The organism is Actinoplanes sp. CA-030573 (genome assembly GCF_050951115.1).
In the GTDB taxonomy this organism is placed as follows: Bacteria; Actinomycetota; Actinomycetes; order Mycobacteriales; family Micromonosporaceae; genus Actinoplanes.
This window is the reverse complement of record NZ_CP192038.1, coordinates 135,797-160,664: the sequence shown is the minus strand read 5'-3', so window position 1 is coordinate 160,664 and position 24,868 is coordinate 135,797. Positions and strand designations below refer to the sequence as shown.

Annotated in this window: 20 protein-coding genes; 10 read left to right on the top strand and 10 right to left on the bottom strand. The window is 71.4% G+C overall.

Going from position 1 to position 24,868, the window contains the following annotated elements; all coding sequences use genetic code 11:
- Positions 1 to 29: 29 nt before the first annotated feature.
- From ACQP2F_RS00785 to ACQP2F_RS00775, 3 genes are read left to right on the top strand one after another with little or no spacing between them, the layout of a single operon-like run.
- Positions 30 to 1,322, top strand: a complete 1,293-nt coding sequence (locus ACQP2F_RS00785) for an adenylosuccinate synthase (RefSeq protein ID WP_433299766.1) — start codon at positions 30 to 32, stop codon at positions 1,320 to 1,322.
- Complete coding sequence (locus ACQP2F_RS00780) at positions 1,322 to 2,344, top strand: hypothetical protein (protein WP_433299765.1); 1,023 nt, start codon at positions 1,322 to 1,324, stop codon at positions 2,342 to 2,344. The genes ACQP2F_RS00785 and ACQP2F_RS00780 overlap by 1 nt, the downstream gene beginning before the upstream one ends.
- 58 nt (positions 2,345 to 2,402) lie before the next feature.
- The gene (locus ACQP2F_RS00775; protein WP_433299764.1) at positions 2,403 to 4,709 is read left to right on the top strand and encodes a chromosome partitioning protein; all 2,307 of its coding nucleotides are present in this window, start codon (positions 2,403 to 2,405) and stop codon (positions 4,707 to 4,709) included.
- A gap of 24 nt (positions 4,710 to 4,733) precedes the next feature.
- Here the strand turns inward: ACQP2F_RS00775 and ACQP2F_RS00770 are convergent, their stop codons facing one another.
- On the bottom strand, positions 4,734 to 5,156 hold the full coding sequence (locus ACQP2F_RS00770) for a DUF3151 domain-containing protein (RefSeq protein ID WP_433299763.1): 423 nt from the start codon (positions 5,154 to 5,156) through the stop codon (positions 4,734 to 4,736).
- A gap of 54 nt (positions 5,157 to 5,210) precedes the next feature.
- Positions 5,211 to 6,203 (bottom strand): ADP-ribosylglycohydrolase family protein, encoded by a 993-nt coding sequence (locus ACQP2F_RS00765; protein ID WP_433299762.1) that lies wholly within the window; start codon positions 6,201 to 6,203, stop codon positions 5,211 to 5,213.
- An 18-nt stretch (positions 6,204 to 6,221) separates the two neighbouring features.
- On the opposite strand from ACQP2F_RS00765, the gene ACQP2F_RS00760 reads away from it, so the two are divergent.
- On the top strand, positions 6,222 to 7,514 hold the full coding sequence (locus ACQP2F_RS00760) for an LOG family protein (protein ID WP_433299761.1): 1,293 nt from the start codon (positions 6,222 to 6,224) through the stop codon (positions 7,512 to 7,514).
- Between the two features lie 74 nt (positions 7,515 to 7,588).
- On the opposite strand, the gene ACQP2F_RS00755 is transcribed toward ACQP2F_RS00760, so the two are convergent.
- Positions 7,589 to 8,110 carry a hypothetical protein gene (locus ACQP2F_RS00755; protein WP_433299760.1) on the bottom strand — a complete coding sequence of 174 codons (522 nt, stop codon included), beginning with the start codon at positions 8,108 to 8,110 and terminating at the stop codon, positions 7,589 to 7,591.
- A gap of 102 nt (positions 8,111 to 8,212) precedes the next feature.
- On the bottom strand, positions 8,213 to 9,238 hold the full coding sequence (fbaA, locus tag ACQP2F_RS00750; RefSeq protein WP_433299759.1) for a class II fructose-bisphosphate aldolase: 1,026 nt from the start codon (positions 9,236 to 9,238) through the stop codon (positions 8,213 to 8,215).
- 159 nt (positions 9,239 to 9,397) lie between these two features.
- Between fbaA and ACQP2F_RS00745 the strand changes: the two genes are divergently transcribed.
- Genes ACQP2F_RS00745 through ACQP2F_RS00725 form a run of 5 tightly spaced genes read left to right on the top strand, consistent with a single transcriptional unit; the run spans position 9,398 to position 15,967 of the window.
- Complete coding sequence (locus ACQP2F_RS00745) at positions 9,398 to 11,017, top strand: LPXTG cell wall anchor domain-containing protein (protein WP_433299758.1); 1,620 nt, start codon at positions 9,398 to 9,400, stop codon at positions 11,015 to 11,017.
- Positions 11,014 to 11,190: a hypothetical protein gene (locus ACQP2F_RS00740; RefSeq protein WP_433299757.1), complete on the top strand. Its 177-nt coding sequence runs from the start codon at positions 11,014 to 11,016 to the stop codon at positions 11,188 to 11,190. The genes ACQP2F_RS00745 and ACQP2F_RS00740 overlap by 4 nt, the downstream gene beginning before the upstream one ends.
- A gap of 44 nt (positions 11,191 to 11,234) precedes the next feature.
- Positions 11,235 to 12,596, top strand: coding sequence for a 3' terminal RNA ribose 2'-O-methyltransferase Hen1 (locus tag ACQP2F_RS00735; RefSeq protein ID WP_433299756.1), 1,362 nt, complete (start codon positions 11,235 to 11,237; stop codon positions 12,594 to 12,596).
- Positions 12,593 to 15,088, top strand: a complete 2,496-nt coding sequence (locus tag ACQP2F_RS00730) for a polynucleotide kinase-phosphatase (RefSeq protein WP_433299755.1) — start codon at positions 12,593 to 12,595, stop codon at positions 15,086 to 15,088. Before ACQP2F_RS00735 ends, ACQP2F_RS00730 begins: the two co-directional genes overlap by 4 nt.
- 60 nt (positions 15,089 to 15,148) lie before the next feature.
- Positions 15,149 to 15,967, top strand: coding sequence for a DedA family protein (locus ACQP2F_RS00725; protein ID WP_433299754.1), 819 nt, complete (start codon positions 15,149 to 15,151; stop codon positions 15,965 to 15,967).
- A 76-nt stretch (positions 15,968 to 16,043) separates the two neighbouring features.
- Here the strand turns inward: ACQP2F_RS00725 and ACQP2F_RS00720 are convergent, their stop codons facing one another.
- The 5 genes from ACQP2F_RS00720 to ACQP2F_RS00700 all read right to left on the bottom strand — a co-directional run bounded on the left by ACQP2F_RS00720 (position 16,044) and on the right by ACQP2F_RS00700 (position 21,598).
- The gene (locus tag ACQP2F_RS00720; RefSeq protein ID WP_433299753.1) at positions 16,044 to 16,718 is read right to left on the bottom strand and encodes a class II aldolase/adducin family protein; all 675 of its coding nucleotides are present in this window, start codon (positions 16,716 to 16,718) and stop codon (positions 16,044 to 16,046) included.
- A 125-nt stretch (positions 16,719 to 16,843) separates the two neighbouring features.
- The gene (locus ACQP2F_RS00715; protein WP_014440216.1) at positions 16,844 to 17,221 is read right to left on the bottom strand and encodes an ArsR/SmtB family transcription factor; all 378 of its coding nucleotides are present in this window, start codon (positions 17,219 to 17,221) and stop codon (positions 16,844 to 16,846) included.
- 183 nt (positions 17,222 to 17,404) lie between these two features.
- Positions 17,405 to 17,671, bottom strand: a complete 267-nt coding sequence (locus tag ACQP2F_RS00710; protein ID WP_433299752.1) for a hypothetical protein — start codon at positions 17,669 to 17,671, stop codon at positions 17,405 to 17,407.
- Between the two features lie 381 nt (positions 17,672 to 18,052).
- On the bottom strand, positions 18,053 to 20,071 hold the full coding sequence (locus tag ACQP2F_RS00705) for a hypothetical protein (protein WP_433299751.1): 2,019 nt from the start codon (positions 20,069 to 20,071) through the stop codon (positions 18,053 to 18,055).
- 213 nt (positions 20,072 to 20,284) lie between these two features.
- Entirely contained in the window at positions 20,285 to 21,598 is a 1,314-nt protein-coding gene (locus ACQP2F_RS00700; RefSeq protein ID WP_433299750.1) for a hypothetical protein, read from the bottom strand.
- Between the two features lie 354 nt (positions 21,599 to 21,952).
- Here ACQP2F_RS00700 and ACQP2F_RS00695 point away from each other — a divergent pair, with 354 nt between their 5' ends.
- Complete coding sequence (locus tag ACQP2F_RS00695) at positions 21,953 to 22,126, top strand: hypothetical protein (protein WP_433299749.1); 174 nt, start codon at positions 21,953 to 21,955, stop codon at positions 22,124 to 22,126.
- Between the two features lie 64 nt (positions 22,127 to 22,190).
- On the opposite strand, the gene clpB is transcribed toward ACQP2F_RS00695, so the two are convergent.
- Positions 22,191 to 24,785 carry an ATP-dependent chaperone ClpB gene (gene clpB / locus ACQP2F_RS00690; protein WP_433299748.1) on the bottom strand — a complete coding sequence of 865 codons (2,595 nt, stop codon included), beginning with the start codon at positions 24,783 to 24,785 and terminating at the stop codon, positions 22,191 to 22,193.
- Between the last annotated feature and the right edge of the window lie 83 nt (positions 24,786 to 24,868).

Sequence of the window (24,868 nt, the reverse complement as noted above, 5' to 3'; positions counted from 1 at the left end):
ACACGGGAGCGACGGAAGGCGTCACGGAAGTGCCGGTGATCGTGTTGGTCGGCGCCCAATGGGGCGACGAGGGCAAGGGCAAGGCCACTGACCTGCTGGGCGACCGGCTCGACTACGTGGTCAAGTTCAACGGAGGCAACAACGCCGGCCACACCGTGGTGATCAACGGCGAAAAGTACGCGCTGCACCTGCTCCCGAGCGGAATCCTGACCCCGGGCGTGGTCCCGGTGATCGGCAACGGCGTGGTGGTCGACCTCGCCGTCCTGTTCCAGGAGATCGACGGCCTCGAGGCCCGCGGCATCGACACGTCGCGCCTGCGGATCAGCGCCAACGCGCACGTCATCCCGTCCTACAACCGCACGCTCGACAAGGTCAGCGAGCGGTACCTGGGCGCGCGCCGGATCGGCACGACCGGTCGCGGCATCGGCCCCACCTACGCCGACAAGATGAACCGGATGGGCGTCCGCATCCAGGACCTCTTCGACGAGTCGATCCTGCGCCAGAAGGTCGAGGCGGCTCTCTCCTTCAAGAACCAGGTGCTGTCCAAGATTTACAACCGGCAGGCGGTCAAGCCGGAGGACGTGGTCAAGGAGCTCCTCTCGTACGTCGATCGCCTCCGCCCCTATGTCGGTGACACGGCGCTGGAGCTGGCGAACGCCATCGACGACGGCAAGGTCGTGCTGTGCGAGGCCGGCCAGGCCACCCTGCTCGATGTGGACCACGGCACCTACCCGTTCGTGACCAGCTCGAACGCGACGTCCGGCGGCGCCTGCACCGGCTCCGGCATCCCGCCCACCCGGATCGACCGGGTGGTGGCCGTGCTCAAGGCGTTCACCAGCCGGGTCGGCGAGGGCCCGTTCCCGACCGAGCTGCACGACAAGTTCGGCGACTACCTCCGCGAGGTCGGCCACGAGTACGGCACGACGACCGGACGCCCGCGCCGCATCGGCTGGCTCGACCTGGTCATCGGCCGGTACGCGCAGCGGGTCAACGGGGTCACCGACTTCGCACTGACCAAGTTGGACAACTACGACGATCTGGACGAGATCCCGGTCTGCGTGGCCTATGACGTCAACGGCGTGCGCCACGACGAGATGCCGATCAACCAGACCGACTTCCACCACGCGGTCCCGATCTACGAGACGCTGCCCGGCTGGAAACAGGACATCTCCGGCTGCCGTACGTTCGAGGACCTCCCCAAGGACGCGCAGCGCTTCGTCGAGTTCGTCGAGCAGCGCCTCGGCGCCCGGATCTCCATCGTCGGCGTCGGCCCGGGCCGCGAGGCGGTCATCGAGCGGCACTCGGTGCTGGGCGGGGCCTGATGTACGACGTCGTGATCCTGAGTCTGGCCGAGGGGCAGGGTTCGGCCGGCGCGTGCGGCGGCGCCTGCGGTTCGGCTTGCGGTTCGGCGTCGGCGTCGGCTTCGGCTTCCGCGTCGGCTTCCGCGTCGGCCTCGGCCTCTACCGAGCCTGAGGCCTGCGCCGCGCCTCGGGTGCCGGTGCTGCAGCTCGCCGAGGCCCTCACGAAGGCGGGCGCGCGGGTCGAGACGATCACCGCCGAGAGCGACGAGGAGATCGACGCGGTTCTCGCGCGCTTCGACGGCGATCCCCGGCCCGACGGCCTGACCTGGCCCGACCCCGACAGCAAGGCCCGGCTGGTGGTGGCGACGGCGGTCGACGGCCAGTTGCGCGCCGTCCTGCGACGGCTGGTCCGGCGGTACGCCCCGGCGCCGAGCAAGCGGCCGTCCGACCTGCCCGCGGAGCGGACCGTCCCCGATCTGCCGCCCGTGGCGCTGCTGCCGCTCGATGTGACGAACACAACGGATCTCGCCGCCCAGCTCGAGCTCCCGCGTACCCCCGCCGGGGTCGCCGAGGCCGTGCTCGCCGGAAAGGTCCGCCGGCTCGATCTGCTGCGCAACGACGGCGGCTCGGTGACCGTCGACGGCGCCCTGGTCGGCGGCGCGGACGACGACGGTCGCGCGGTCGCCTGGCGGGGCCGGGTGGAGGTGGACGACGCGCTGCTCTCCGACGGCGAAGAGCCGATCCTGGCCTGCGCGATCGGCAACGGCGCCGGGTACGCGGAGTTCGACGGGTTCCGCCTGTTGGCCGACGGTGATCCCACGGACGGCCGGGTCGAGGTGGCGGTCGCGGTCCCTAAGATCGTCAAGCAGCGGTTCCGCGGCACCAAGGTCCAGGTCGAGGTGCGCCGCGCTCGCGGCCGCGCGGTCTCGGTGCTGCCCCGCGACGGTGAGCTGCACTTCCTCGACGACGGCGTCGGCGGCTCGATGACCCGCAAGCGCTCCTGGTGGACCGAGCCCGGCGCCTGGGCGGTGTACGCGAGCTGACGGACCGTGAGAGTCTGAAGTAGTACTGAAGTACGACAATTTCGGGGAGGACGCTTCCGTGGAGGACGAGCACGCCGACCGCGTCTACGTCCCGGGGACGAATCCCACGCCCCCCGACCGGGACGTGGAGCCGTTCTGGGACGACGAGGTGGAAGCGCCGGTGCACGGCCGCCCGGTGCCGCACCAGACGCCGCCCCCGGTCCCCGTGCCCGGCCCACCCGGCGTTCCGGGCGCACACGGCGTATCCGGCATCCCCGGCGCTCCCGGCTCGCACAGCGCCCCCGGCTCACACGCCGTCCCAGGCGCTTCCGGCCGGCCCGGCGTTCCCGGCCAGCACGGCGTTCCCGGCCAGCACGGCGTTCCCGGCCAGCACGGCGTTCCCGGCCAGCACAGCGCCCCCGGCTCGTCCGCCCAGCCCACCGTGCCGGGCATGCCCGCCTCCCAGCCGGTCTACCGCCCCGACCGCGGGGCTCCCGTGCCGCCCCCGCCGAACGCCCCGGTCCACCCACCCACGACGCAGATCCCCCCGGCCACGCAGATCCCGGTGCCGCGCCCGCCGATGGCCACCCCGCCGCCCCGCGCGCAGCACGCGGCCCCGTCCCAGGCCTGGCCCAACCTCGAACCACCGGCAACCAGCCCGACCCCCACCGCCGAGTCCCCCGCTTCCCCCGCGGCGCCGACCTCAGGATCGGGCGTGCACACCAGCCCCGACTCCCCGTGGTCCCAGCCTCCGCAGCGCCCCACCACCGACCCCACACCCCCACCGGCCCGCGCCACCGCCTCGGTCCCCGGCACACCCGGCCCCGCCGCGGCCAGCACAGCCGGCCCCGGCGTGACCGGCCCGAGCGTGACCGGCCCGAGCGTGACCGGCCCGAGCGCGACCGGCCCGAGCGCGACCGGCCCCAGCGCGACCGGCCCGAGCGCGACCGGCCCGGCCGCGGTCCGTCCCGGGCAGCCCTCTGTCCAGCCCTCATCCGGCCCGGCCCCGCATTCCCCGTCCGCCGATCCCTCAAATGGCGCGATCTACCGCCCGGGCCCCACTCCCCAGAGCGCCGCACCCCACCCGCAAGGCGCCGCCCAGGTCCCGCCGGCACCGACCACCCAGTCCGCGCCGACCAACCTCTCCGCGCAGACCGGCCCAACTCCTCAGATCGGCCCGACTCCTCAGACCGGCCCGACGCAACCGCAGTCAGCCCCGCCACTGCACCCGGCCCCACCGCACTCCGCACCCCCGCAGGCCACCACCCTTCCCCCTGCCATTCCCCCGCAGCACCAGGCCCAGCACGCGCCCCCGCCGCCGCCCGGTCCCTACCCGCCGACCATGGACCCGCGCGCCTTCCCGCCGCAGGCCCACGCCCCGGCCCAGCCGCCACCCCCGCCGCCGGGCCAGCCCTCGGGCGACCCGTTCGAGGACCTCCCGTGGGTCTCCGACGGCACGCCCACCGCCGAGGAGTTCGCCCGCCGCCGCCTGGCCAAGCCGGCCGAGCCCACCGCGACCATGGGCGCCCGCGCGATGCTCAACAAGACCGCGATGGGCCTGGTCCGGCTCGCCCCGGGCAAGCGCGAGCAGGAGTACAAGCAGGACGTGGAGATGGTCCGCCGCAACTTCGGCGGGCTGCGCCAGGTGACCGTGGTCAACCCCAAGGGCGGCGCGGGCAAGACGGTGGCGGTCCTGCTGCTGGCCATGACATTCGGCCAGAAGCGCGGCGGCTACGTGCTCGCCTGGGACAACAACGAGACCCAGGGCACCCTCGGCATGCGGGCGCAGCAGGACTTCCACGCCCGCACCGTGCGGGACATGATGCGCGACCTGCATCTCTTCCGCGGCTCGCACGGCCGGGTCGGCGATCTTTCCCAATACGTACGGGCGCAGGGCGAGGGCATGTTCGACGTGCTCGCGTCGGACGAGTCCGCGACCGCCGGCGAGATGCTGACGGCCGCCGCCTTCGCCGAGATCCGGGAGATCGTCAGCCGGTTCTACAAGCTGATCTTTGTGGACACCGGCAACAACGTCCGCGCTCAGAACTGGCAGGCCGCGATCGACGCCACCGACCAGCTGGTGATCAGCATGTCGGCCCGGAACGACTCGGCCGAGACCGCCGCCCGCATGCTCGACCACCTCGAGCAGAGCGGCCGCCAGCGGCTGGTCCGCCAGGCGATCACCGTCGTCTCGCTGCCGCCGACCCGCAAGGACATCGACCTGCCGGCGATCCAGCGGCACTTCGCGGCCCGCACCCGGGCCGTGCTGATGGCGCCCTACGAGAAGCTGATCGACTCCGGCGAGCCGCTGAGATACGGCCAGCTCTCCGCCAACACGAAGGACGCCTGGCTCAAAATCGCCGCCGCCGTGGCCGAAGGGCTGTAACCGCCCTCCGGCCACGAGTCGGCCTCAGGTCAGGGCGTCGGCCGCGGCCGGGTCGCTGTCGCGGAGGAACTGGGCGCACCGCGCCGCCTCGTCGGCCTCGCCGATCTCGGCGGCGGCCTGCGACAGGCTGTGCAGGCAGCGCAGGAAGCCCTGGTTCGGCCCGTGCGACCAGGGCACCGGGCCATGGCCCTTCCATCCGTTGCGGCGCAGCGCGTCGAGGCCGCGGTGGTAACCGGTGCGGGCGTAGGCGTAGGCGGTGACGGGTTCGCCGGCGGCAAGCGCGTCGGCGGCGAGGGCGGCCCAGCCGCCACTGAAGGCCGGGTGGGCGGCCGCGACCGCCTTGTACGCGTCGGCGGTGCCGGTCTCGGCCGCCTTGGCCAGCGCGTTCTCGGCCTCGGCGTCGGCCGGCAGCAGGGTGGCCGGCGGCTCGGGAAGCAGGTTCTGCATGACTTCATTCAACCGGCCGCATGGGGATGAATTCCCACTGCCCCGGACTTTCGATCAATCCCACGCCTGCGCGAGGCGGGCCAGGCGGTCCGCGTACTCGATCCGGGTTTGCCATGCCGCCGGCCACGCGGAAAGCCCGAGTGCCGCACCCGCGAAAGCCCCCGCCAGGCAGGCGATCGAGTCGGAGTCGCCGGAGGAGGCCGCCCCACGCCCGATCACCGCGACCGGTTCGTCCGGCGAGATCAGATAGCAGTAGAGCGCGGTCGCCAGGGCCTCCTCGGCGATCCATCCCGCACCCGTCACCAGACACGGATCTCCGCTGAGCTCACCCGCCGCCAGCGCGGCCTCCACCCGGTCGAGCGCGGTCAGGCACTCGTCCCAGCCGGTCACGATGAACTCCTCCGGCGACGTCGGCACGCTCGCCTGCCGCCAGAGATCCCCCAGCCAGTCGCCGCGGTAGACCTTCCGCTGCCCACGGCAGCGATCCCGGAGGGCGCCGAGCACCTCTCGCGGCGGGAGACCATTCAAGAGCCACCAGCACGCGTACGCCGTGAGCTCGCTCGCCGCTAGACCGGTCGGATGTCCATGGGTGAGGGCCGCCTGCAGTTGCGCCGCGCCCGCGCGTTGGTCGTCGCTCAGCCCCGGCATGAGGCCGACCGGCGTCACCCGCATGTTCGCACCGCAGCCCTTCGACTCGGCCACGGTCGCATGCTGCCAGGGCCGCCCGTCCTCGAGCAGCGCGCACGCCCGCAGGCAGGTCATCCCCGGCGCCCGGTTGTTGTCCGGGCTCCTGGCCCAGTCGAGGAAGGCCCGCCGCAGCACCGGCTCGAGCGCCGCCGCCGTGATCTCCTCGGTCGCCAGCAGGGACTCACCCACCGCGAGCGCCATCTGGGTGTCGTCGGTGACCAGCGCCGGCGTCCCGATCAGCTCCGTCGGCCCGCCCCGGCCGTATCGGGCCACGATCGTCGCGTAGTCCTGGAACTCGGTCGGCTTCCCGAACGCGTCCCCGTACGCCAGCCCGTAGAGCGATCCCGCCGCGTTTCGCACGATCGCTACCCTACGGGGATGCCCGGCGACCCCCTTCACCCCGTGCTCGGCGGGGACATCCCGTTCGACGAAACCGCCTACGAGGTCGAGTCCCGGGCCGAGTTCGACTCCCACCTGCGCAAGCGGTCGCTGGCCGGCCTCGTCGTGCTCGGCCTGCACCTGGACGAGAACCCGCCCGACTTCACCGGCGTGGACGTGACCGGCGCCCTCTTCGTGGGTTGCCGCCTCGCCGGCCCCGACGTCGAGATCGACCTGATCCGCCGCGGCGCCCACCTGGTGCCGCCGTTCGACGCCCGGCCGTACCCCACGCATCCGGCCACCCTCTACACGCCCGAGGACCTGTCGTTCGGCTTCGCCCAGGAGGGCTTCGCCGGCATGTACGACACGGTGGTCTACCGCCACTTCGTCGAGCACGGCGGCGCCGGCCCCGACATCCGCGAGGCCCTGGCCCAGCGCCTGCACGACGCCGGCATCGACAACGCCCTGGGCAAGGCGCTCGCCGCCTGGGCACACCGCCGGAGCGAGGGCAGCCCTTCCCCCGGCGGGCAGCGCTCGGACGACCTCGCCGAGCACGGGCAAGGCCCCGGCGGCTCTCCTGTCGGCGGGCCGGGCCCGGCCAAGGCCGCCGTCGGCATCATGGGCGGCCACGCGGTTCCCCGGGGCTCCGCCGCCTATCGCATGGCCGCCACCCTCGCCTGGCGCCTGGCCTCGGTCGGCCGCCTGATCGTCACCGGCGGCGGCCCCGGCGTGATGGAGGCGGCCAACCTCGGCGCCTACTTCTCCACACGCCCCGCCACCCAGCTCTCGACCGCGATCGACCGCCTCTCGTCCGCTCCCCATTTCGCCGACCACGATCCCTACACGGCCGCCGCCCTGGCCGTGCGCGCCGCTTTCCCGGCCCCGCCCACCGCCGTAGCCGACGTCGTAGGCCGCCTGCGCCACGGCGGGCTGGCCCTGCCCACCTGGCTCTACGGTCACGAGCCCGCCAACCTGTTCGCCGGCCAGATCGGCAAGTACTTCTCCAACGCCGTACGCGAAGACTCGATCCTGCGTCTCTCCCGGGGCGGCATAGTCTTCGCCCCCGGCTGGGCCGGCACGGTGCAGGAGATCTTCCAGGCCGCGACCAAGACCTTCTACCAGACCGACGGCCCGTCCGGAGCGTTCGTCTTCCTGGGCGTGGAGCACTGGCGCCAGCTCCCGGTCGAGGCCCTGTTACGCCCGTTGCTCGCGAAGTCCCCGCACGGCGACCAGTCCCACCTCATCGTCGTGACCGATTCGCTGGACGTCGCGATGGCCGCCCTCTCCCAGTGACCCCACCCGTGTTGGGTGGGGCCTACTGAAGCAGCTGAGTACGACATTTCCGAGCGCTCATCCACAACGGAACCTCAAGCGACGTGTACGCGGCGCCAGTTCGTTGCCGGCAAATCGGACTCGGGGACGTCCGTCAACCCGTTCTCGTCCATCGCGTTGTAGATCGCCAACCGCGCGCCCTCGAACAGGAACTCGATCGCGTGCAGGATGCGTGGCCGCCACTCGGCCACGGTGATCAGCTCGATCACGTTGACCGCTCGCAAGATCTTTCCCCGGGCCCGGCGCAACGCGACATGCGGGTCGGGCCGCCAGTCGAAGTGCTCGTACCAGTCGACCGGCTGATTCAAGTCGATCTGGTCCCACGTGATCGCGCACTCGTCGAACTTACGGTGCGTGATCTCCACGTGGGTGAATCCGAAGTCGAGCACCACCGGGCCGTCCGCGAACCACCCTCGCTCGACCATGTCCCACATGAGCCAGCCCGACCGCATCGTCCGCCCGATGAGCCGCACAAACCTGGTGCGGTGAACGGCCGCGAGGGCTTCCGCGTCGTGGTGCCACGCGGGCTCGTAGCCCTCGATACCGAGCACGATCATGATCCTCCGGGGGTCGGAGGGACGATCGTACACATACCTGTGAGTAACCCGCCAAGACGAAACAGGCCGATCCCCTAACGGGGACCGGCCGTCTACGAACGGTTACTTCGAGAGGGTGGTGCCGGTCGAGCGGAGGTTCTCGCACGCCTCGACGACCCGCTTGGCCAGGCCGTTCTCGGCGAGCTTGCCCCAGGCGCGGGGGTCGTACGCCTTCTTGTTGCCGACCTCGCCGTCGATCTTCAGGACGCCGTCGTAGTTCTTGAACATGTGGTCGACCACCGGACGGGTGAACGCGTACTGCGTGTCGGTGTCGATGTTCATCTTGACCACGCCGTAGTCCAGGGCGCCGTGGATCTCGGAGAGCAGCGAGCCCGAGCCGCCGTGGAACACCAGGTCGAACGGCTTCTCCTTGCCGTACTTGGCGCCGACCGCGTCCTGGATCTCCTTGAGGATCTCGGGGCGCAGCTTGACGTTGCCCGGCTTGTAGACGCCGTGCACGTTGCCGAAGGTCAGGGCGACCATGTACCGGCCCTTCTCGCCCAGACCGAGCGCGGCGGCGGTGGCCAGGCCGTCTTCCACGGTCGAGTACAGCTTGTCGTTGATCTCGTTGGCGACGCCGTCCTCCTCGCCGCCGACCACGCCGACCTCGATCTCGAGGATGATGTGCGCGGCGGCCGCGTCGCGCAGCAGCTCCTCGGCGATCTGCAGGTTCTCGTCGACCGGCACGGCCGAGCCGTCCCACATGTGCGACTGGAACAGCGGCGCGCGGCCGTTGGCGACCCGCTCCTTCGAGATCGTGAGCAGCGGCCGGACGTACTTGTCCAGCTTGTCCTTCGGGCAGTGGTCGGTGTGCAGGGCCACGTTGATCGGGTAGTTCTTGGCGACCTCGTGGGCGAACTCGGCGAGCGCCACGGCACCGGTGACCATGTTCTTCACCGTGGGGCCGGACACGTACTCGGCGCCGCCGGTGGAGATCTGGATGATGCCGTCGCTGCCGGCCTCGGTGAAGCCCTGCAGGGCCGCGTTGAGGGTCTGCGAGGACGTCACGTTGATCGCCGGGTAGGCGAACGCGCCGGCCTTGGCGCGGTCGAGCATCTCGGCGTAGACCTCGGGAGAAGCGATGGGCATCGGTGCGCTCCTAGTTCAATCACGTACGGAGACAGAGGGCAGGACCGCGCTGTCCTCCAGCAGGCAGTATTCCGCAGCCGCGAAGGCGAAGGGAAACCGCCCCGAAAGTTGCTTCCAGAACCTGGCACATGCCGCATTTTGCGCATCTAGGGTCAAGTTATGGCGAGGATCGGGCGTGCGCTGGCCGCCGTTTTTCTTCTGACCTTTACCCTCGTGCTCCCGGCCGACCCGGCCGCCGCCGCGGGAACGACGGTGGCGCCGCATCTCGGCCGGATCACTCTGGCCCCGGGCGGCGCCGAGAAGCAGACGCTTCTCTGGCTGCGCGTCGCCACCACAACCGAGGACGAGCGTCATTTCGCGGTGACTGTGGATTACACCGATGCCGCGAAGTTCGCGAAGGTCGACCTCGCTCTCGGGTTCGCCGCCGGCGCGGCCGCGGCCCGGGCCGTCAACACCGGCGCATTGGGCACCGCGGAGACCGGGACCGGAAGCGACTGCACCAACACCGGCAGCACGGTGACCTGCCAGTGGGACTGGTACTTCCCGGCGACCGAGGTCCTGCTCCCCGTCGCGATCATGACGGCGAGCCCGCTCTCGACCGCCACCGACCAGGACTCGGCCGCGGTCACCGTGACCGCGAAGATCGACGACACCGCCGCCACCGACCAGTCGGAGATCGCGGTCGGCACGGCGGTCGATCTCGCGGCCGACGACGGCGCCGAGATCCCGGCCGCTCCCGGCAAGACCGTGGATCTCCTGCCGACCGTCCACAACGCCGGCACGGTCGCGGTGGAGGCGCCGACGCTGGCCATCTCCGGCCCGTCCGCGCTCCTCGGCACCACCTCGTACAGCAACTGCCGGTACGGCGAGGACCTGATCCTGTGCAGCTTCGACAACGCCTCGGTCGCGGCCGGCGCCACCTACGCCCCGGCCCAGCCGTTCACCCTCGAACCGCCGGCCGACTCGGTTCCCGGCAGTGTCGGCGAGTACGAGGCCGGGTGGCTGACCAGCAGCGACTACCAGGACTTCCTCGACATCCTGCCCAGCGCCGACACCGACGACCTGGACAAGTACATCGGCCCCTTCGGCACCGGCGCCGAGCTGCAGCTGAACCAGGTGACGGCCGCGCAGGACCAGCCGCAGTCGGATGTGAACAACAAGAACGACTCCACGACGTACACGATGACCGTCTCCGGCACCGCCATGCCGGACATGGCCGCCATCGGCGCCAAGCGCACCGCCAAGCTCGGCGGCACGGTCGACTTCGAGGTCGGCATGCTCAACCGCGGCCCCGGCACGCTGCATCCCGAGCTCTACTACAACAACCAGCTCAGCGCCCTGGTCCGCCTGCCCGGGAACGTCACCGCCTCCGACATCGACCCGCGCTGCGAGGAAGCGAGCGAGGACGGCCTGGCGTTCCTCTGCGCCCTCAACCGCGCGCTCGGACCCGGCGAGAAGACGATGTTCAGCGTGTCGGTGGACCTGGACTCCCGCAAGGGCGAGGCCGGCTCGATCGACGTGGCCGACGCGCTGGCGACCGAGACGGCGGCGAGCGTCGGCGCCAAGGCGGCGAACGCGGCGAACAACACCGCCGAGATCGTCGTCAGCGCGACCGGCTCCGAGGCCACCCTCCCGATCACCGGACAGCGGGTGGCGGGAACGGCCCTCTCCGGCCTCGCACTTATCGCGATAGGACTACTACTGACCGTTCGGAGGAGCCGCCGGCGGATTGGGGCGCATGCTAGAGGGAACTCGGGTCGTGGAAGGAGAGCGCGATGACCTACCCGGAGAACCTCGATCTCGAAACTCCCGAGGCCGACGCCGCGGAGCAGGCGACCACGGCCCGCCTCGAGGAGAACACCGACGACACGCCCCTGCTGGACGGCGAGGTCCCCGAGTGGGACGCCCAGGAGCAGCATCGAGTGGTGGAGCTGGAGGACGAGTACCGCTGACAAATCGGTCGCCCCGCATGCGGAACGGGCCGATCATCTAGGGCGTGCTGCTCACCGTCACGACCACTCACGCGCCCGCCACCGACCTCGGCTATCTGCTGGTCAAGCACCCCGGCAAGGTGCATGCGTTCGACGTGCCCACCGGCATGGCGTACGTGATGTATCCGGAGGCGACCGAGCAGCGGTGCACGGCGGCGCTGATGCTGGACGTCGACCCGCGGCGGCTGCGCCTGCAGCGTGACTCGTTCGACCTGGGCCAGTACGTCAACGATCGCCCGTACGCGGCCTCGAGCCTGCTCGCCGCGGCGCTGGCCAAGGTCTTCCGCAGCGCGTTGCGCGGCGCCTCCCGGGACCGTCCCGAGCTGGCCGCCCGCCGCATCCCGCTGGAGATCCGCGTGCCGGTGCTGCGCGGCACTCCCGAGCTGGCCACCCGTCTGTTCGCGCCGCTCGGCTGGCAGGTGACGGCCGCGCCGATCCCGCTCGAGCCGGAGATCGGCGGCGACAGCCGCTACCTCGACCTGCGCCTGTCCGGCACGCTGCGGCTGGCCGACGCGCTCAATCATCTGTACGTGCTGCTGCCCGTCCTCGACGACAACAAGCACTACTGGGTCGCGCCCGACGAGATCGAGAAGCTCCTGCGCTCGGGCGAGGGCTGGCTGGCCGGGCATCCGGACAAGATCCTGATCGCCCGCCGTTACCTGGCGCACAAGCGGGCCCTCGCCGACTCGGCGCTGAAGCGGCTGGAGATCGACGAGGAGATCAAGGACGAGGACCAGGACCTTCCGGTCGTACGCCGAAGCTCGCTCGCCGAACAGCGCCGCGACGCCGTCCTCGAGGCCCTCCACGACGTCGAGGCCGCCCGCGTGCTCGACCTCGGTTGCGGCCCCGGCGCGCTGCTGGCCGCCCTGATCAAGGACCGCCGGTTCACCGAGATCGTCGGCTGCGACGTCTCCTCGGCGGCGCTCGACCAGGCGGCCCGGCGGCTGCGGCTCGACCGGATGCCGGAGCGGCAGCGCGACCGCGTCCGGCTGTGGCAGTCGGCGCTGACCTACCGCGACGACAGGCTGCGCGGCTACGACGCGGCCGTGCTCATGGAGGTGATCGAGCACGTCGACCCGCCGCGGCTGCCGGCCATGGCGGCGAGCGTCTTCGGCCACGCGAAGCCGCGCACGGTCATCGTCACCACGCCGAACGCCGAGTACAACGTCCACTACGAGGGGCTGACCGGCATGCGCCACCCGGACCACCGCTTCGAGTGGACCCGCGCCGAGTTCCGGGCGTGGGCCGGTCAGGTCGCAACCGATCACGGCTACCGCGTGGCATTCCGTCCGGTCGGTGAAGAGCACGAGACCACCGGCGCACCCACCCAGATGGCGATCTTCACGGCGAAGGAGGAGAGCAAGTGATCGACGTACCGGAGCTCGCGCTCGTCGCGCTGGTCGGCATCTCCGGATCCGGCAAGTCGACCTTCGCCCGCGCCCACTTCAAGCCGACCCAGGTGCTCTCCTCCGACTACTTCCGGGGGCTGGTCGCCGACGACGAGAACGACCAGTCGGCGTCGGCCGCCGCCTTCGACGTGCTGCACTACGTGGCGGGCAAGCGGCTGGCCGCCGGCCGGCTCACCGTCGTGGACGCCACCAACCTCCAGCCGCACGCCCGGGCCGGCCTGGTCAAGGTCGCCCGGGAGCACGACGTGCTGCCGGTGGCGATCGTCCTCGACGTGCCCGAGGCGCTGGCCTGGGAACGCACGCAGGCGCGCGACGACCGCGCGTTCGGCCGCCCGGTGCTCACCCGCATGCACCGCGACCTGCGGCGCTCGCTCGGGTCGCTGACCCGCGAGGGGTTCCGCAAGGTGCACGTGCTGCGCGGCCCGGAGGAGATCGCGGCGGCCGAGATCCGCTACGAGAAGCTCTTCAACGACAAGCGGGAGCTGACCGGGCCGTTCGACATCGTCGGCGACGTGCACGGCTGCCTGGCCGAGCTGCTGGCCCTGCTCGGCCAGCTGGGATATGAGGTGGTGCGCGACGCCGCCGGGCGCGCGGTCGACGCCGTACACCCGGAAGGTCGCACTTTGATCTTCGTGGGTGACCTGGTGGACCGTGGCCCGGACTCGCCCGGTGTGCTGCGGCTGGCGATGGGCATGGTCGCGGCGGGCACGGCGATCTGCGTGCCGGGCAACCACGAGCAGAAGCTCGCCCGCAAGCTCGGCGGCCGCCAGGTGCAGCTCACCCACGGCCTGCCGGAGACGCTCGACCAGCTCTCCCGGGAGAGCCCGGAGTTCGTCGGCGAGGTCAGGTCCTTCATCGAGGGTCTGGTCAGCCATTACGTGCTCGACGGCGGCAAGCTCGTGGTGGCGCACGCCGGCCTCAAGGAGGCCTATCAGGGGCGGGCGTCGGGCCGGGTGCGCAGCTTCGCGCTCTACGGGGAGACGACCGGCGAGACCGACGAGTACGGGTTGCCGGTGCGCTATCCGTGGGCGCGGGACTACCGGGGTACGGCCGCGGTCGTCTACGGGCACACGCCGACCCCGAAGCCGGAGTGGATCAACAACACGATCTGCCTCGACACCGGTTGCGTCTTCGGCGGCGAGCTGACCGCCCTGCGCTGGCCGTCGCGCGAGCTGGTGGCGGTGCCGGCGGCGCGGGAGTACTACGCGCCGGTGCGGCCGCTCACGCTCGCCGGTCCGGAGAAGCCGGACGAGGGACTGGACATCGCGGACGTGACGGGCCGTCGGCACATCGACTACGGGTACGGGCGGACGACCGTCGCCGCGGAGAACGCGGCCGCCGCCCTCGAGGTCATGAGCCGGTTCGCCGTCGACCCGGCGACGCTCGTGTGGCTGCCGCCGACGATGGCGCCGTGCTCGACCTCGAACGTGGACGGGTACCTCGAGCACCCGTCCTCGGCGCTGGCCGACCTGCGCGCGGCCGGCGTCGGGACGGTCGTGTGCGAGGAGAAGCACATGGGCTCCCGGGCCGTGGTGCGGGTCTCGCGCTCGGGCACGGGCGACGCGATCTGGACCCGTACCGGCCGGCCGTTCTTCGGGCCCTCCCTCGACGAGCCGCTGCTGGCCCGGGTCCGCGCCGCCGCCACGCCGCTGTTCGCCGAGCTCGGCACCGACTGGCTGCTGATCGACGCCGAGCTGCTGCCGTGGTCGGCCAAGGCGGCCGGGCTCATCCGCGAGCGGTACGCCGGGGTCGGCGCGGCCGGCCGGCACGCCCTGCCGGCGGCGCTCGCGGTCCTCGACCGGGTCGCGGCCCGCGGGCTGGACGTCACCGAGCTGCGCGACCGGATCGAGCTGCGGTCGTCGGAGATCGACGGCTACTCGGCGGCCTACCGCGCCTACGTGAAGCCGACCGACGGCCTGAGCGGGGTCACCCTCGCGCCGTTCGCGGTCCTGGCCGGTGCCGGTGTCTCGTACGCCTCGAAGGATCATGGTTGGCACCTGGCGCTCGCCGACCGTCTGGTCGCGGCCGACCCGGAGATCTTCACGCCGACCCGGCGGCTGGTCGTCGATCTGACCGATCCGGCGGCCGAGACGGCGGCGATCGACTGGTGGCTCGCGCTCACCGCGGCCGGCGGGGAGGGGATGGTGGTCAAGCCGTACGCGGGACTGGCCGTCACCGACGGCAGGGGCCGCCTGGTCCAGCCCGGCGTGAAGTGCCGCGGCCGGGAGTACCTGCGGATCATCTACGGTCCCGAGTACACCCGCCCCGAGCAGCTCGCCGCCCTGCGCGGCCGCAACCTGGGCCGCAAGCGCAACCTGGCCCTGCGCGAGCACGGTCTCGGGCTGGCGGCGCTCGACCGGCTGGCCGAGGGTGCGCCGCAGTGGCGGGTGCACGAGCTGGTGTTCGCGATCCTGGCCGCCGAGTCGGAGCCGGTCGACCCCAGGCTGTGAAAGCTTTACACAGGATCTGTACAGCTTGCGGCAGCCCGATGGCCGGTACCCTGGCTCTCCGTGGACATCCGTGCGCTGACCGAGCAGCTTGCCTTCAACCCGTTGCGGCCCGAAGACCTGATTCACACCTTCGGGCTCATCGGCGTTGTCGCCGTCATGTTCGCCGAGACGGGCCTGCTCGTCGGGTTCTTCTTCCCCGGCGACTCGCTGCTGTTCCTGGCCGGCGTGGCCTCCTCACCGGTGGCCGACTCGATCTTCGGGGCAGGCAGCCGGATCTCGTTCACCGGCCTGCTCATCGGCGCGCCGATCGCCGCTATCGCGGGCGCCCAGCTCGGGCACTGGCTGGGCGCGCGCTACGGGCGGCGCATGTTCGACAAGCCCGACTCCAAGCTCTTCAAGCGGGAGTACGTGGAGAAGGCCGAGTACTACTTCGAGAAGTTCGGCCCGGCCAAGGCCGTCGTGCTCGCCCGGTTCATCCCGATCGTGCGCACGTTCCTCAACCCGGTGGCGGGCACGCTCGGCATGCCGGCCCGGAAGTTCTTCGTGTGGAACGTGGTGGGCGCGATCCTCTGGACCGACGGCATCCTGATCATCGGCCACGCGCTGGCCCAGCAGATCTACGACGCCGTCGGTGACAAGATCGACCACTACATCCTGCCCGTGGTCGCGCTGATCATCGTGATCTCGCTGCTGCCGATCGTCATCGAGGTCCTGCGCGAGCGCCGGCACAAGAAGAACGGCGGCGCCTCGGGCGATCCGGATCCGGCGGCCGCGGTCGGCGTCGTGGCGGCGGCCAGCATCGCGGGCATCGTCGAGTCGATCCGGGATGACGACGAGGACGAGCAGCCGCGTACGCCCAGGTCGCACCGCAGGCACTGAGGGGCTCTCGCATTTCGCGCACGCCGGCGGGTTCACCCCGCCGGCGTGCTTCGTATTCGCGCCTTGGTGCAGCGACTTACACAGCGACCGCGGCGTTCCCGGACAAGCGCTCCAGGAACTCCTCGGGACAGTCGCGCAGGTTCTCCAGGCGACCGGCCGCAAGCGCGCGGTAGGTCAGCTGGGCGGCCTCTTCGAGGTTGCGAGCCCGCTTGTGGGCGAGCTCGACGGTGTCGCCCATGACCACGCAGCCGTGGTGACTGAGCACCAGGCAGTCGGTGCCGTCGGCGGCCATGGCCGCGGTGAGAGCCGCGACCTCGGGACCGCCCGGCAGCCGGAACGGCACCGTCGACACCCGCCGCAGGTAGTAGGCGTGGTCGGTGGTGACGATCCGGATGTGCTCGCCGAGGGCGTCGAGCAGCAGTGCGGTTTGGGGATGAAGGTGTACGACGGCGTTGACGTCCGGGCGGGCCCGGTACAACGCCAGGTGCAGAGCTATCTCGCTGGTCGGCTCGGTGCGCGGCGGCGGCAGGGTGCCGACCGTCGCGGGCGAGCCGTCGGAAATTCGCACGGGTGCGAAGGTGGCCCGGCTTAGCCGGTCGAGCCAGGAACCACTTGCGGTCACCCAGATCGCGTCCTCGTCGGGGATCCGCGCGGACAGATTGCCGCCCGATCCGACGACGAGGCCGGACTGGGCCACGTCGTAGCCCACGTGCGCGAGCTGGTCGCGCAGGTCGCCCGGAACGTAGTTCACCCGTTTACTCCTCGGGTCCGGGGGGTGGACTGGAGGGGCATTCGGCCTGGCGCCACGCCCCCATAGCTATGACGCCAGGCTTTCCGCTCTTTCGGTTGTGCTTCGCTTCTCTTCCGAGCCGGGCGTCAGCGCGCCTTCTTGGTGGCCCGCTTCCGCGGCGGGGTCAGCAGGTCGGCGATCGTCGCGATCGCGGTCGGCACGAGGCGGTAGTACGCCCACACACCGCGCTTCTCCCGCTCGAGGAGGCCGGCCTCCGTCAGGATCCGCAGGTGGTGGCTGACGGTCGGCTGCGAGAGGCCCAGGGGGGCCGTCAGGTCGCAGACGCACGCCTCGCCGTCCGTTGCGGACTGGATCAGGCTCAGCAGCCGCAGCCGGGCCGGGTCGGCAAGTGCCTTGAGCACCCCGGCCAGCCGTTCGGCGTCGGCACGTTCAATAGGCTCGCCGGCAAGCGGCGAGATCTGAGGCATTGTCATTTCCGCCAACGCAGTTCCCACGATCTCCATCCTTCCACCACGTGCATCGATTCTCCTGCATGTGCGCAGGAACGAACCGGCTAACTTTCGGGCCGTAAGGCCGACATCGATCACCTTGTCGGTCGATCGAGGCGGGCCGGCTACCCGTACTCCCCAACGACCTTTACCGCGGTACCGACTTCGGTCTCTGCCTCTGCAACGCCTCAGCCGCCGTCAGGTCGCTGCCGGTGCGCGTCGAGCTCTCGATCCCCGCCCCCAGGGTGAGGAGCCCCACGTTTTCAATTCGTCGATCCGTTCCGGGTCCTGATCCGTTTCCAGTGAGGTGCGCACCAACCCCACCGGCCCGGTATCGCCGCACTGCGCGATCTCTCGGCCGAGGCGGCTCGGCGCGAGATGTTCACGACCCGATGAAAGCACGGCGCCACTCTCCGCGACGGCAAATTCAGTGATGAATTTACGCAGGTCGTGGCGTGCTTCCATGCATCGAGCGTACTGGCTGGAAGGAAACAGGTACCTTTCGCCCCGCCGGGGCGGAACCGAACTATTGACGCACGGCATTGGGTAGATCTGAAAATAAACCTAACTGTTTCGTCGGTCCCTTTCGCCCGATCCGGCAAGCATCGATGCAGCTCAAAGCACCTATGTCCCGCGTCACATCTCTGCACCCCGACAAGTCACCCGGTCGTGGCGCTGAGAAGGTCCTGTGAATCGTGCGATGCGACGTTTACCCATCCAGCAAAAAAGACCCTCCGACCGGCCGGGTGAGAACTACCCGGACAGCCGATAGGGGTACTACCCCCGCAACCAAAGGTACCCGTTCGAGTGACCCACGGCGGTCGATACGAGACACCGTGTGACCAGTCACTCCGCCGATCGAGGCCGCTCCGGAGCGGCCGGGCCGCGCTCGCCGGCGCCGTCCGCGGGTCCCGCATTGTGGGAAGCAGAAGGTGACTCGCCGGTAACTTTCTGCGTGTTCGAAGCGCGCCCGTCCACACTGTCGGCGCCGGCTTTTCCGCCAGTTCTTTCCGGTTTGGAGTCGCTCTCGGAAGCTTCCCGCACCGAGCCGGCCGACTCACCGGCGCCCGCCGTTTCCGTCGCGATCTCCGACCGAGCCGAATGATCCTCGGATACCCGCGTATCGGATGCGGGCGCTTCAGACGCCGCCGCAGCCGACGCAGCCGCGGAGGGCTGCCGCCCGGCAGAGGAGGCAGTCTCCTGGCCGGCGATCGCGGAGACGGCGGGCGCGCCAGTCGCGTCGTGACCGGCAGGCGCGTCTTGACCGGCAGGCGCGTCTTGACCGGCAGGCGCGTCTTGACCGGCAGGCGCGTCTTGACCGGCAGGCGCGTGGTTACCGGCAGCCGCCTGCTGATCGGCGGGCGCATCCTGACCCACGGGATTCTCGGACGAGGTCGGAGTAGGGTCCTGCGGGCGAGCCCAGGCGGAATCGGCATCGACACCAGGCTGAACCACCGGGTAGCCCGGACCCGACGACGGCACGGCAGCGGGAACCTGAGTCGGCTGCCCGGTCGGCGGAACATTCGGCACGGAGCTGGGCGGAGCACCCTGAGCCCCGGGCGCGGCCGGCATCCCGTAGGGCCCATAAGCCGACGGACCATAGCCACCCGGACCAGGCGGCATAGCCCACGGGCCTTGCGCGTAGGCACCGGGCGCCGACGGGTTGCCCCACGTGCCCGGAGCCGCCGGCGGCCCATACGAACCCGGTGCCGGCTGCGGACCATACGAGCCCGGCGCAGGCGCACCATAGGGGCCCGCGGCAGGCGGCGGACCATACTGACCCGGCCCAGGCGGACCATAGGGTCCAGCGGCCGGCGGCGGACCATATGGACTTCCCGGGCCGAAGGGATCCCCGGCCTGCGGACCCTGGGCACCCGCCACGGGCGTCGCGGACGTCGGCCCGTAAGCCCCCGGCGCGGACGTCGGCCCGTAAGCCCCCGGCGCGGAAGCCGGCCCGTAACCCCCCGGCGCGGAAGCCGGCCCGTAAGCCCCCGGCGCGGAAGCCGGCCCGTAAGCCCCCGGCGCGGAAGCCGGCCCGTAAGCCCCCGGCGCGGAAGCCGGCCCGTAACCCCCCGGCGCGTTAGCCGGCCCGTAAGCCCCCGAGACCGGCTGCCCATACGGCCCGGCAGGCGGCGCGGAGGCCGGCCCATACGGCCCCGCGGGCGGTGCGGACGCGGGACCGTAAGCCCCGGCGGCGGGCGGCGCGGACGCGGGACCGTAAACGCTCGGGTCCGGGGCGTAAGCCGCATCCGGGCCGAAGCCCCCACCTGGATATCCGGCGACCGCGTACCCGCCGGGGTAGGGCGCGCCGTACTGCGGGAGCCCCGCCGGCTGGGCGACCGGCTCGGCGGTGCGGCGGAAGAAGGCCTTGGGCGCCGCCAGGATCAGGAACGCCACCAGCGCGTACGCCAGGATCTGCAGTGCCGCCAGCGCGACGTTCGTGCCCAGCCAGCCGCTCGGATAGGCGCGAGTGAGTTGTTCGCCGACCGACCAGGGCGCCGAGTCGCCGCCGCGCTCGATGCCGAGGGTGACCAGCGCGCCCGCCCCGGCCACCGCGCCGATGCCGCAGACCACCAGCGTGGCGATCCGGCCGGTGTTGCTGCCGCGGCGAAGCGCGATGCCGAGCACGATGTAGAGCGCGAAGAGGATCACCGCGAGAGCCATCGCCACCGCGGCGCCGAGCCAGACCACGCTGACGTACGTGTCGGGGTCCGCGCCTTCCTGCAACTGCTCGAATCCGGTGGTCGTGCTGCCGACCGAGTCGCGGAAGCGGTCGATCGTGCCGGGCACCACGGCCAGCGTCACGATCGCGTAGACCAGCCCGGCCGCTGCCATGACCCAGAGCAGGACGGCCGCGATCGACACGACCGGCGGACGCCCGGCGGGTGAGGCCGGCACCACGGCCGGCGGCGGCAGAGTTGGGTACGACATCGACGACCCCCAAGGTGATCCGTTGCGCCCGAACCTACCCGGCACCGCACCACCGCGCGGGGAGAACCCGGTCCCGATCGCCGAAGACGGCGACGCCCCGCCGTTCGAAAACGGCGGGGCGTCGATAGGTCGGGCCAGAACGGTGGATCACGCCGGGTCGGTCGGCGGCCGCGGCGGCTGGTCCTCTTCCTTGCGCGACGGCGGCGACGGAGGCGGCGGGGGCGGCGGGTAAGCCGTGGTCGGCGGCTCGGCCTGGGCCGGGTACGACGGGAGGCCCGACGGCGGCTGCGGCGGGATGGCCGTGGTCGGCGGCTCGGCCTGCCCCGGGTATGAGGGAAGGCCCGACGACGGCAAGGCGGTCGTCGGCGGCTCGGGCTGCGACGAATCCGGCCGCGACGAATCGGGCTGCGGCGGCAACGCGGTGGTCGGCGGCTCGGGCTGCGACGAATCCGGCTGCGGCGGCAACGCGGTGGTCGGCGGCTCGGCCGGCGGCTGGCCCGGATACTGAGGCGCCCCGGACGAGGGAGCCTGCCCGGGATAGGAAGGCGCCCCGCCGGAGGACGGCTGCCCGGGATAGGGCGGCAGGCCGGGCGCCGGCTGACCGGGCTGGCCCTGCGGTCCGTAGGGCGACTGGCTCCCCGCCGGCGGATACCCGGGCTGGCCGGGCGCCGGGTAGCCGGGCTGGCCGGACGCCGGGTAGCCGGGCTGTCCAGGCACCCCCGGTGGCGGATACCCAGGCTGGCCGGCCTGGCCCAGTGCCGACGGATACCCGCCCGGACCGGGCGCGGAGGGATACCCGCCCTGACCAGGCGCCGCGGGATACCCGGGCTGCCCGGGCGCCGGGTAGCTCGGATACGGCAGGGACGGATCGAACCCGCCCGCCACCGGCTTCTTGCGGAAGAACTCGTTCGAGGCCGGCAGCGCCAGCAAGATGATCGTCGCCAGGATCGCCAGGAGGATGATCACGGTGAACGTGGTGCTGACCGGGGTGTACCAGGACGGCAGCGCCGCGTCGAGGCGGGCCTGCACCTCGGACTGCGACGGCGCGCCCGCGCTGTTGTTCTCGAGCGAGCTGGTGAAGGCCCCGCCGCCGAGCCCGGCGCCGACACAGCAGAGCGAGATGCCGCCGACCACCCAGGTGATGATGCGGGAGGCGTTCTTGCCGCGCCCGTTCAGCAGGCCGAGGACCACGAAGCCGGCCGCGAGCAGCAGGTTGATCACCGCGCCGATCGAGTACGCCGCCGTGATGATGCCCTCGGCGCTGTCGTTGACCGACGAGTCGGCGTAGACGTCCTTGATCGCGTTGGTGACGTCGCTGAGGGTGGCGAACGTGAGGATCGCGTTGATCACCTGCAGGGCGGCCACGAGGAAGAGGAGGTACGTCGCGACCGTCACGATGGTCGGCCGCGACCGTGGTGTGGGTGCGGGATAGCCGGGTGCCGAATAGCTCGGAACGGTCACGTTTCCCCCTATGTTGATCCACTCACGGTATCGGTCTTCCGCCACATATGCGACCGTCCTGCGGGCCGCCGTCCCGCTATGGCAACATCGGGCGACGATGGCCGAAATATCCGGAAATAGGTCGCCCGGGAGAGGGGCGACACGGGCCGATCCGGAGCCCTACACTTCCCCTCGTGGCGCCCGAGCAGCAGAGACCTCCAGCGGCGCCGCCTGCCCGCAAGAGTCGCCCGCCCCGCCGAGAGAGCGCAGAGTGCGCCGGGGCCGAGGCAGACCGCAGCCGGGCCAAGATTCCCATACGCGGGCCGCGTGACCACGCCGCGGCCGCCCCAGACCTGTTAAGGACCGGTGAGTCCCATGCCCCAAGCCGACACCCTGACCGTCGTTCACCATGACGACACCCGCACCCGGTTCAAGGACGTGCGGTACCAGTTACACCGTGACGGCATCAAGATCTGGTCGGATGAGGGCGAACACCTCGTCACCGACGTCCTGATGACGGAGGCCTACCGGCAACGAACGGCCAAGTAAGAGAGACAAGTAAGAGAGAAAGGCCCCGGGGATGGATCCCCGGGGCCTTTCCGCATCGGAAGCGTCAGGCGGCCAGCGCGGCCACCGTCAACCCGTCCTTGCCGAAGGAGCGGTCCACGACCACGGTGTCCCCGTCCCGGATCTCGCCCGCGAGCAGCGCCTTGGCCAGCGAGTCGCCGATCGCCGACTGCACGAGCCGGCGCAGCGGACGGGCGCCGTAGATCGGGTCGTACCCGTGCTCGCCCAGCCACTCGACCGCTTCCCGGGTGACCTCGAGCCGCAGACGCCGGTCGGCCAGCCGGGCCCGCAGCCGCTCGAGCTGGATGTCCACGATCGCGGCCAGGTCGTCCTTGGTCAGCGCGTGGAACACCACGATGTCGTCGAGCCGGTTGAGGAACTCGGGCTTGAAGTGCGCCCGCACCACGGCCAGCACCTCGTCACGGCGCTCCTCGTCACCCATCGTGAAGTCGGCCGCCTGCGATCCCAGGTTCGAGGTGAGGACCAGGATCGCGTTGCGGAAGTCGACCGTCCGGCCCTGACCGTCGGTGAGCCGCCCGTCGTCGAGCACCTGCAGAAGCACGTCGAAGACGTCCGGGTGGGCCTTCTCCACCTCGTCGAGCAGCACGACGCTGTACGGCCGGCGCCGTACCGCCTCGGTCAGCTGCCCGCCCTCCTCGTAGCCGACGTAGCCGGGAGGCGCGCCCACCAGCCGGGCCACCGAGTGCTTCTCGCCGTACTCGCTCATGTCGATGCGGACCATCGCCCGCTCGTCGTCGAACAGGAACCCGGCCAGCGCCTTGGCCAGCTCGGTCTTGCCGACACCGGTCGGGCCGAGGAAGAGGAAGCTACCGGTCGGCCGGTCCGGGTCGGCGATGCCGGCCCGCGCCCGCCGGACCGCGCCGGCCACCGCGGCCACCGCCTCCCGCTGGCCGATGACCTTGGCCTGCAGCGACTCCTCCATGCGCAGCAGCTTGGCGGTCTCGCCCTCCAGCATCCGGCCGGCCGGGATGCCGGTCCACGAGGAGATGACCTCGGCGATGTCGTCGGCGCCGACCTCCTCCTTCACCATCGGCGGCTCGGTCTTCTGCTCCTCGTCGGCGTCCGAGGCGCTGAGGATCTCCTGCTCGAGCGCCGGGATCTCCTGGTACTGCAGCCGGGAGGCCTTCTCCCACTCGGCGTCGCGCTGCGCCCGCTCGAGCGCGTCGCGCGCCTCGTCGAGCCGCTTCTTCAGCTCGCCGACCCGGTTGAGGCCGCCACGCTCGCGCTCCCACCGGGCGTTCAGCGCGGTCAGCTCCTCCTCGCGGTCGGCCAGGTCGCGGTCGAGCCGGGCCAGCCGGTCGCGGGAGGCCGGGTCGGTCTCCTTCTCCAGCGCGAGCTTCTCGACCCGCATCCGGTCGACCTGCCGCTGCAGCTGGTCGAGCTCGACCGGCCGGGAGTCGATCTCCATGCGCAGCCGGGACGCGGCCTCGTCGATCAGGTCGATCGCCTTGTCCGGCAGGAACCGGTCGCTGATGTAGCGGTCGGACAGCGAGGCGGCGGCGACCAGGGCGGCGTCGGTGATCTGCACCCGGTGGTGCGCCTCGTACCGGCCCTTGAGCCCGCGCAGGATGCCGATCGTGTCCTCGACCGTCGGCTCGCCGACCACGACCGGCTGGAAGCGCCGCTCGAGGGCCGGGTCCTTCTCGATGTGCTCGCGGTACTCGTCGAGCGTGGTGGCGCCGACCATCCGCAGCTCGCCGCGAGCCAGCATCGGCTTGAGCATGTTGCCGGCGTCCATCGAGCCCTCGCCCTTGCCGGCGCCGACGACCGTGTGCAGCTCGTCGAGGAACGTGACGACCTGCCCGTTCGACCCGCGGATCTCCTCGAGGACGCTCTTGAGCCGCTCCTCGAACTGCCCGCGGTACTGCGCGCCGGCGACCATCGCGCCGAGGTCGAGCGAGACCAGCTTCTTGTCGCGCAGGGTCTCGGGCACGTCGCCGGCCACGATCCGCTGGGCCAGGCCCTCGACGATCGCGGTCTTGCCGACGCCCGGCTCACCGATCAGCACCGGGTTGTTCTTGGTGCGGCGGGAGAGCACCTGCACGACCCGGCGGATCTCGGTGTCCCGGCCGATGACCGGGTCGATCTTGCCCTCGCGGGCCTGGGCGGTGAGGTCGACGCTGTACTTCTCCAGCGCCTGGTACGTCTGCTCGCCGTCGGGGGTGGTGACCCGGCGCTCGCCGCCGCGCACCTGGGGGAACGCCGCGACCAGCGACTCCTCGGTCACGCCGACGCCCTTGAGCGCACGGCCGACCGCCCCGCCGACCCGGGCCAGGCCGGCCAGCAGGTGCTCGGTCGACACGTACTCGTCGCCGAGCGGCTGCGCGATGAGCTCGGCCTCGCCGATCGCGTTCACGAACTCGCGCGACAGGCTCGGCTCGGCGGTGCTCGCGCCCCGGGCCGAGGGCAGCTGCTCGAGCGCGCGCACCGCGGCGCGGCGGACGTCGGCCGGGTTCGCACCGACCGCCCGCAGCAGCGCGGGCGCGGTCGAGCCGCCGGTGTCGAGCAGCGCAAGCAGCATGTGCCACGGCTCCACCGTGGCGTGCCCGCGACGGCCCGCGTCGGCGACGGCGCCGGTGATGACGTCGCGGCTCTTGGTGGTCAAACGTTCGGCGTCCATCCAGCTCCCCTGATCGGAAGACTTGAGCGAGTTCCACTCAACTCTAAGAGCCTAGAACCACCTCGACAACGTCAACGCACGAA

Excerpts from the sequence above, each read along its gene's own strand:
- ACQP2F_RS00695 (WP_433299749.1), top strand. The coding sequence starts at position 21,953 with ATGCCCCAAGCCGACACCCTGACCGTCGTTCACCATGACGACACCCGC.
- ACQP2F_RS00740 (WP_433299757.1), top strand. The coding sequence starts at position 11,014 with ATGACCTACCCGGAGAACCTCGATCTCGAAACTCCCGAGGCCGACGCC.
- ACQP2F_RS00710 (WP_433299752.1), bottom strand. The coding sequence starts at position 17,671 with ATGGAAGCACGCCACGACCTGCGTAAATTCATCACTGAATTTGCCGTC.
- ACQP2F_RS00770 (WP_433299763.1), bottom strand. The coding sequence starts at position 5,156 with ATGCAGAACCTGCTTCCCGAGCCGCCGGCCACCCTGCTGCCGGCCGAC.
- ACQP2F_RS00760 (WP_433299761.1), top strand. The coding sequence starts at position 6,222 with ATGCCCGGCGACCCCCTTCACCCCGTGCTCGGCGGGGACATCCCGTTC.
- ACQP2F_RS00745 (WP_433299758.1), top strand. The coding sequence starts at position 9,398 with ATGGCGAGGATCGGGCGTGCGCTGGCCGCCGTTTTTCTTCTGACCTTT.
- ACQP2F_RS00715 (WP_014440216.1), bottom strand. The coding sequence starts at position 17,221 with ATGGAGATCGTGGGAACTGCGTTGGCGGAAATGACAATGCCTCAGATC.
- ACQP2F_RS00755 (WP_433299760.1), bottom strand. The coding sequence starts at position 8,110 with ATGATCGTGCTCGGTATCGAGGGCTACGAGCCCGCGTGGCACCACGAC.
- ACQP2F_RS00780 (WP_433299765.1), top strand. The coding sequence starts at position 1,322 with ATGTACGACGTCGTGATCCTGAGTCTGGCCGAGGGGCAGGGTTCGGCC.
- fbaA (WP_433299759.1), bottom strand. The coding sequence starts at position 9,238 with ATGCCCATCGCTTCTCCCGAGGTCTACGCCGAGATGCTCGACCGCGCC.
- clpB (WP_433299748.1), bottom strand. The coding sequence starts at position 24,785 with ATGGACGCCGAACGTTTGACCACCAAGAGCCGCGACGTCATCACCGGC.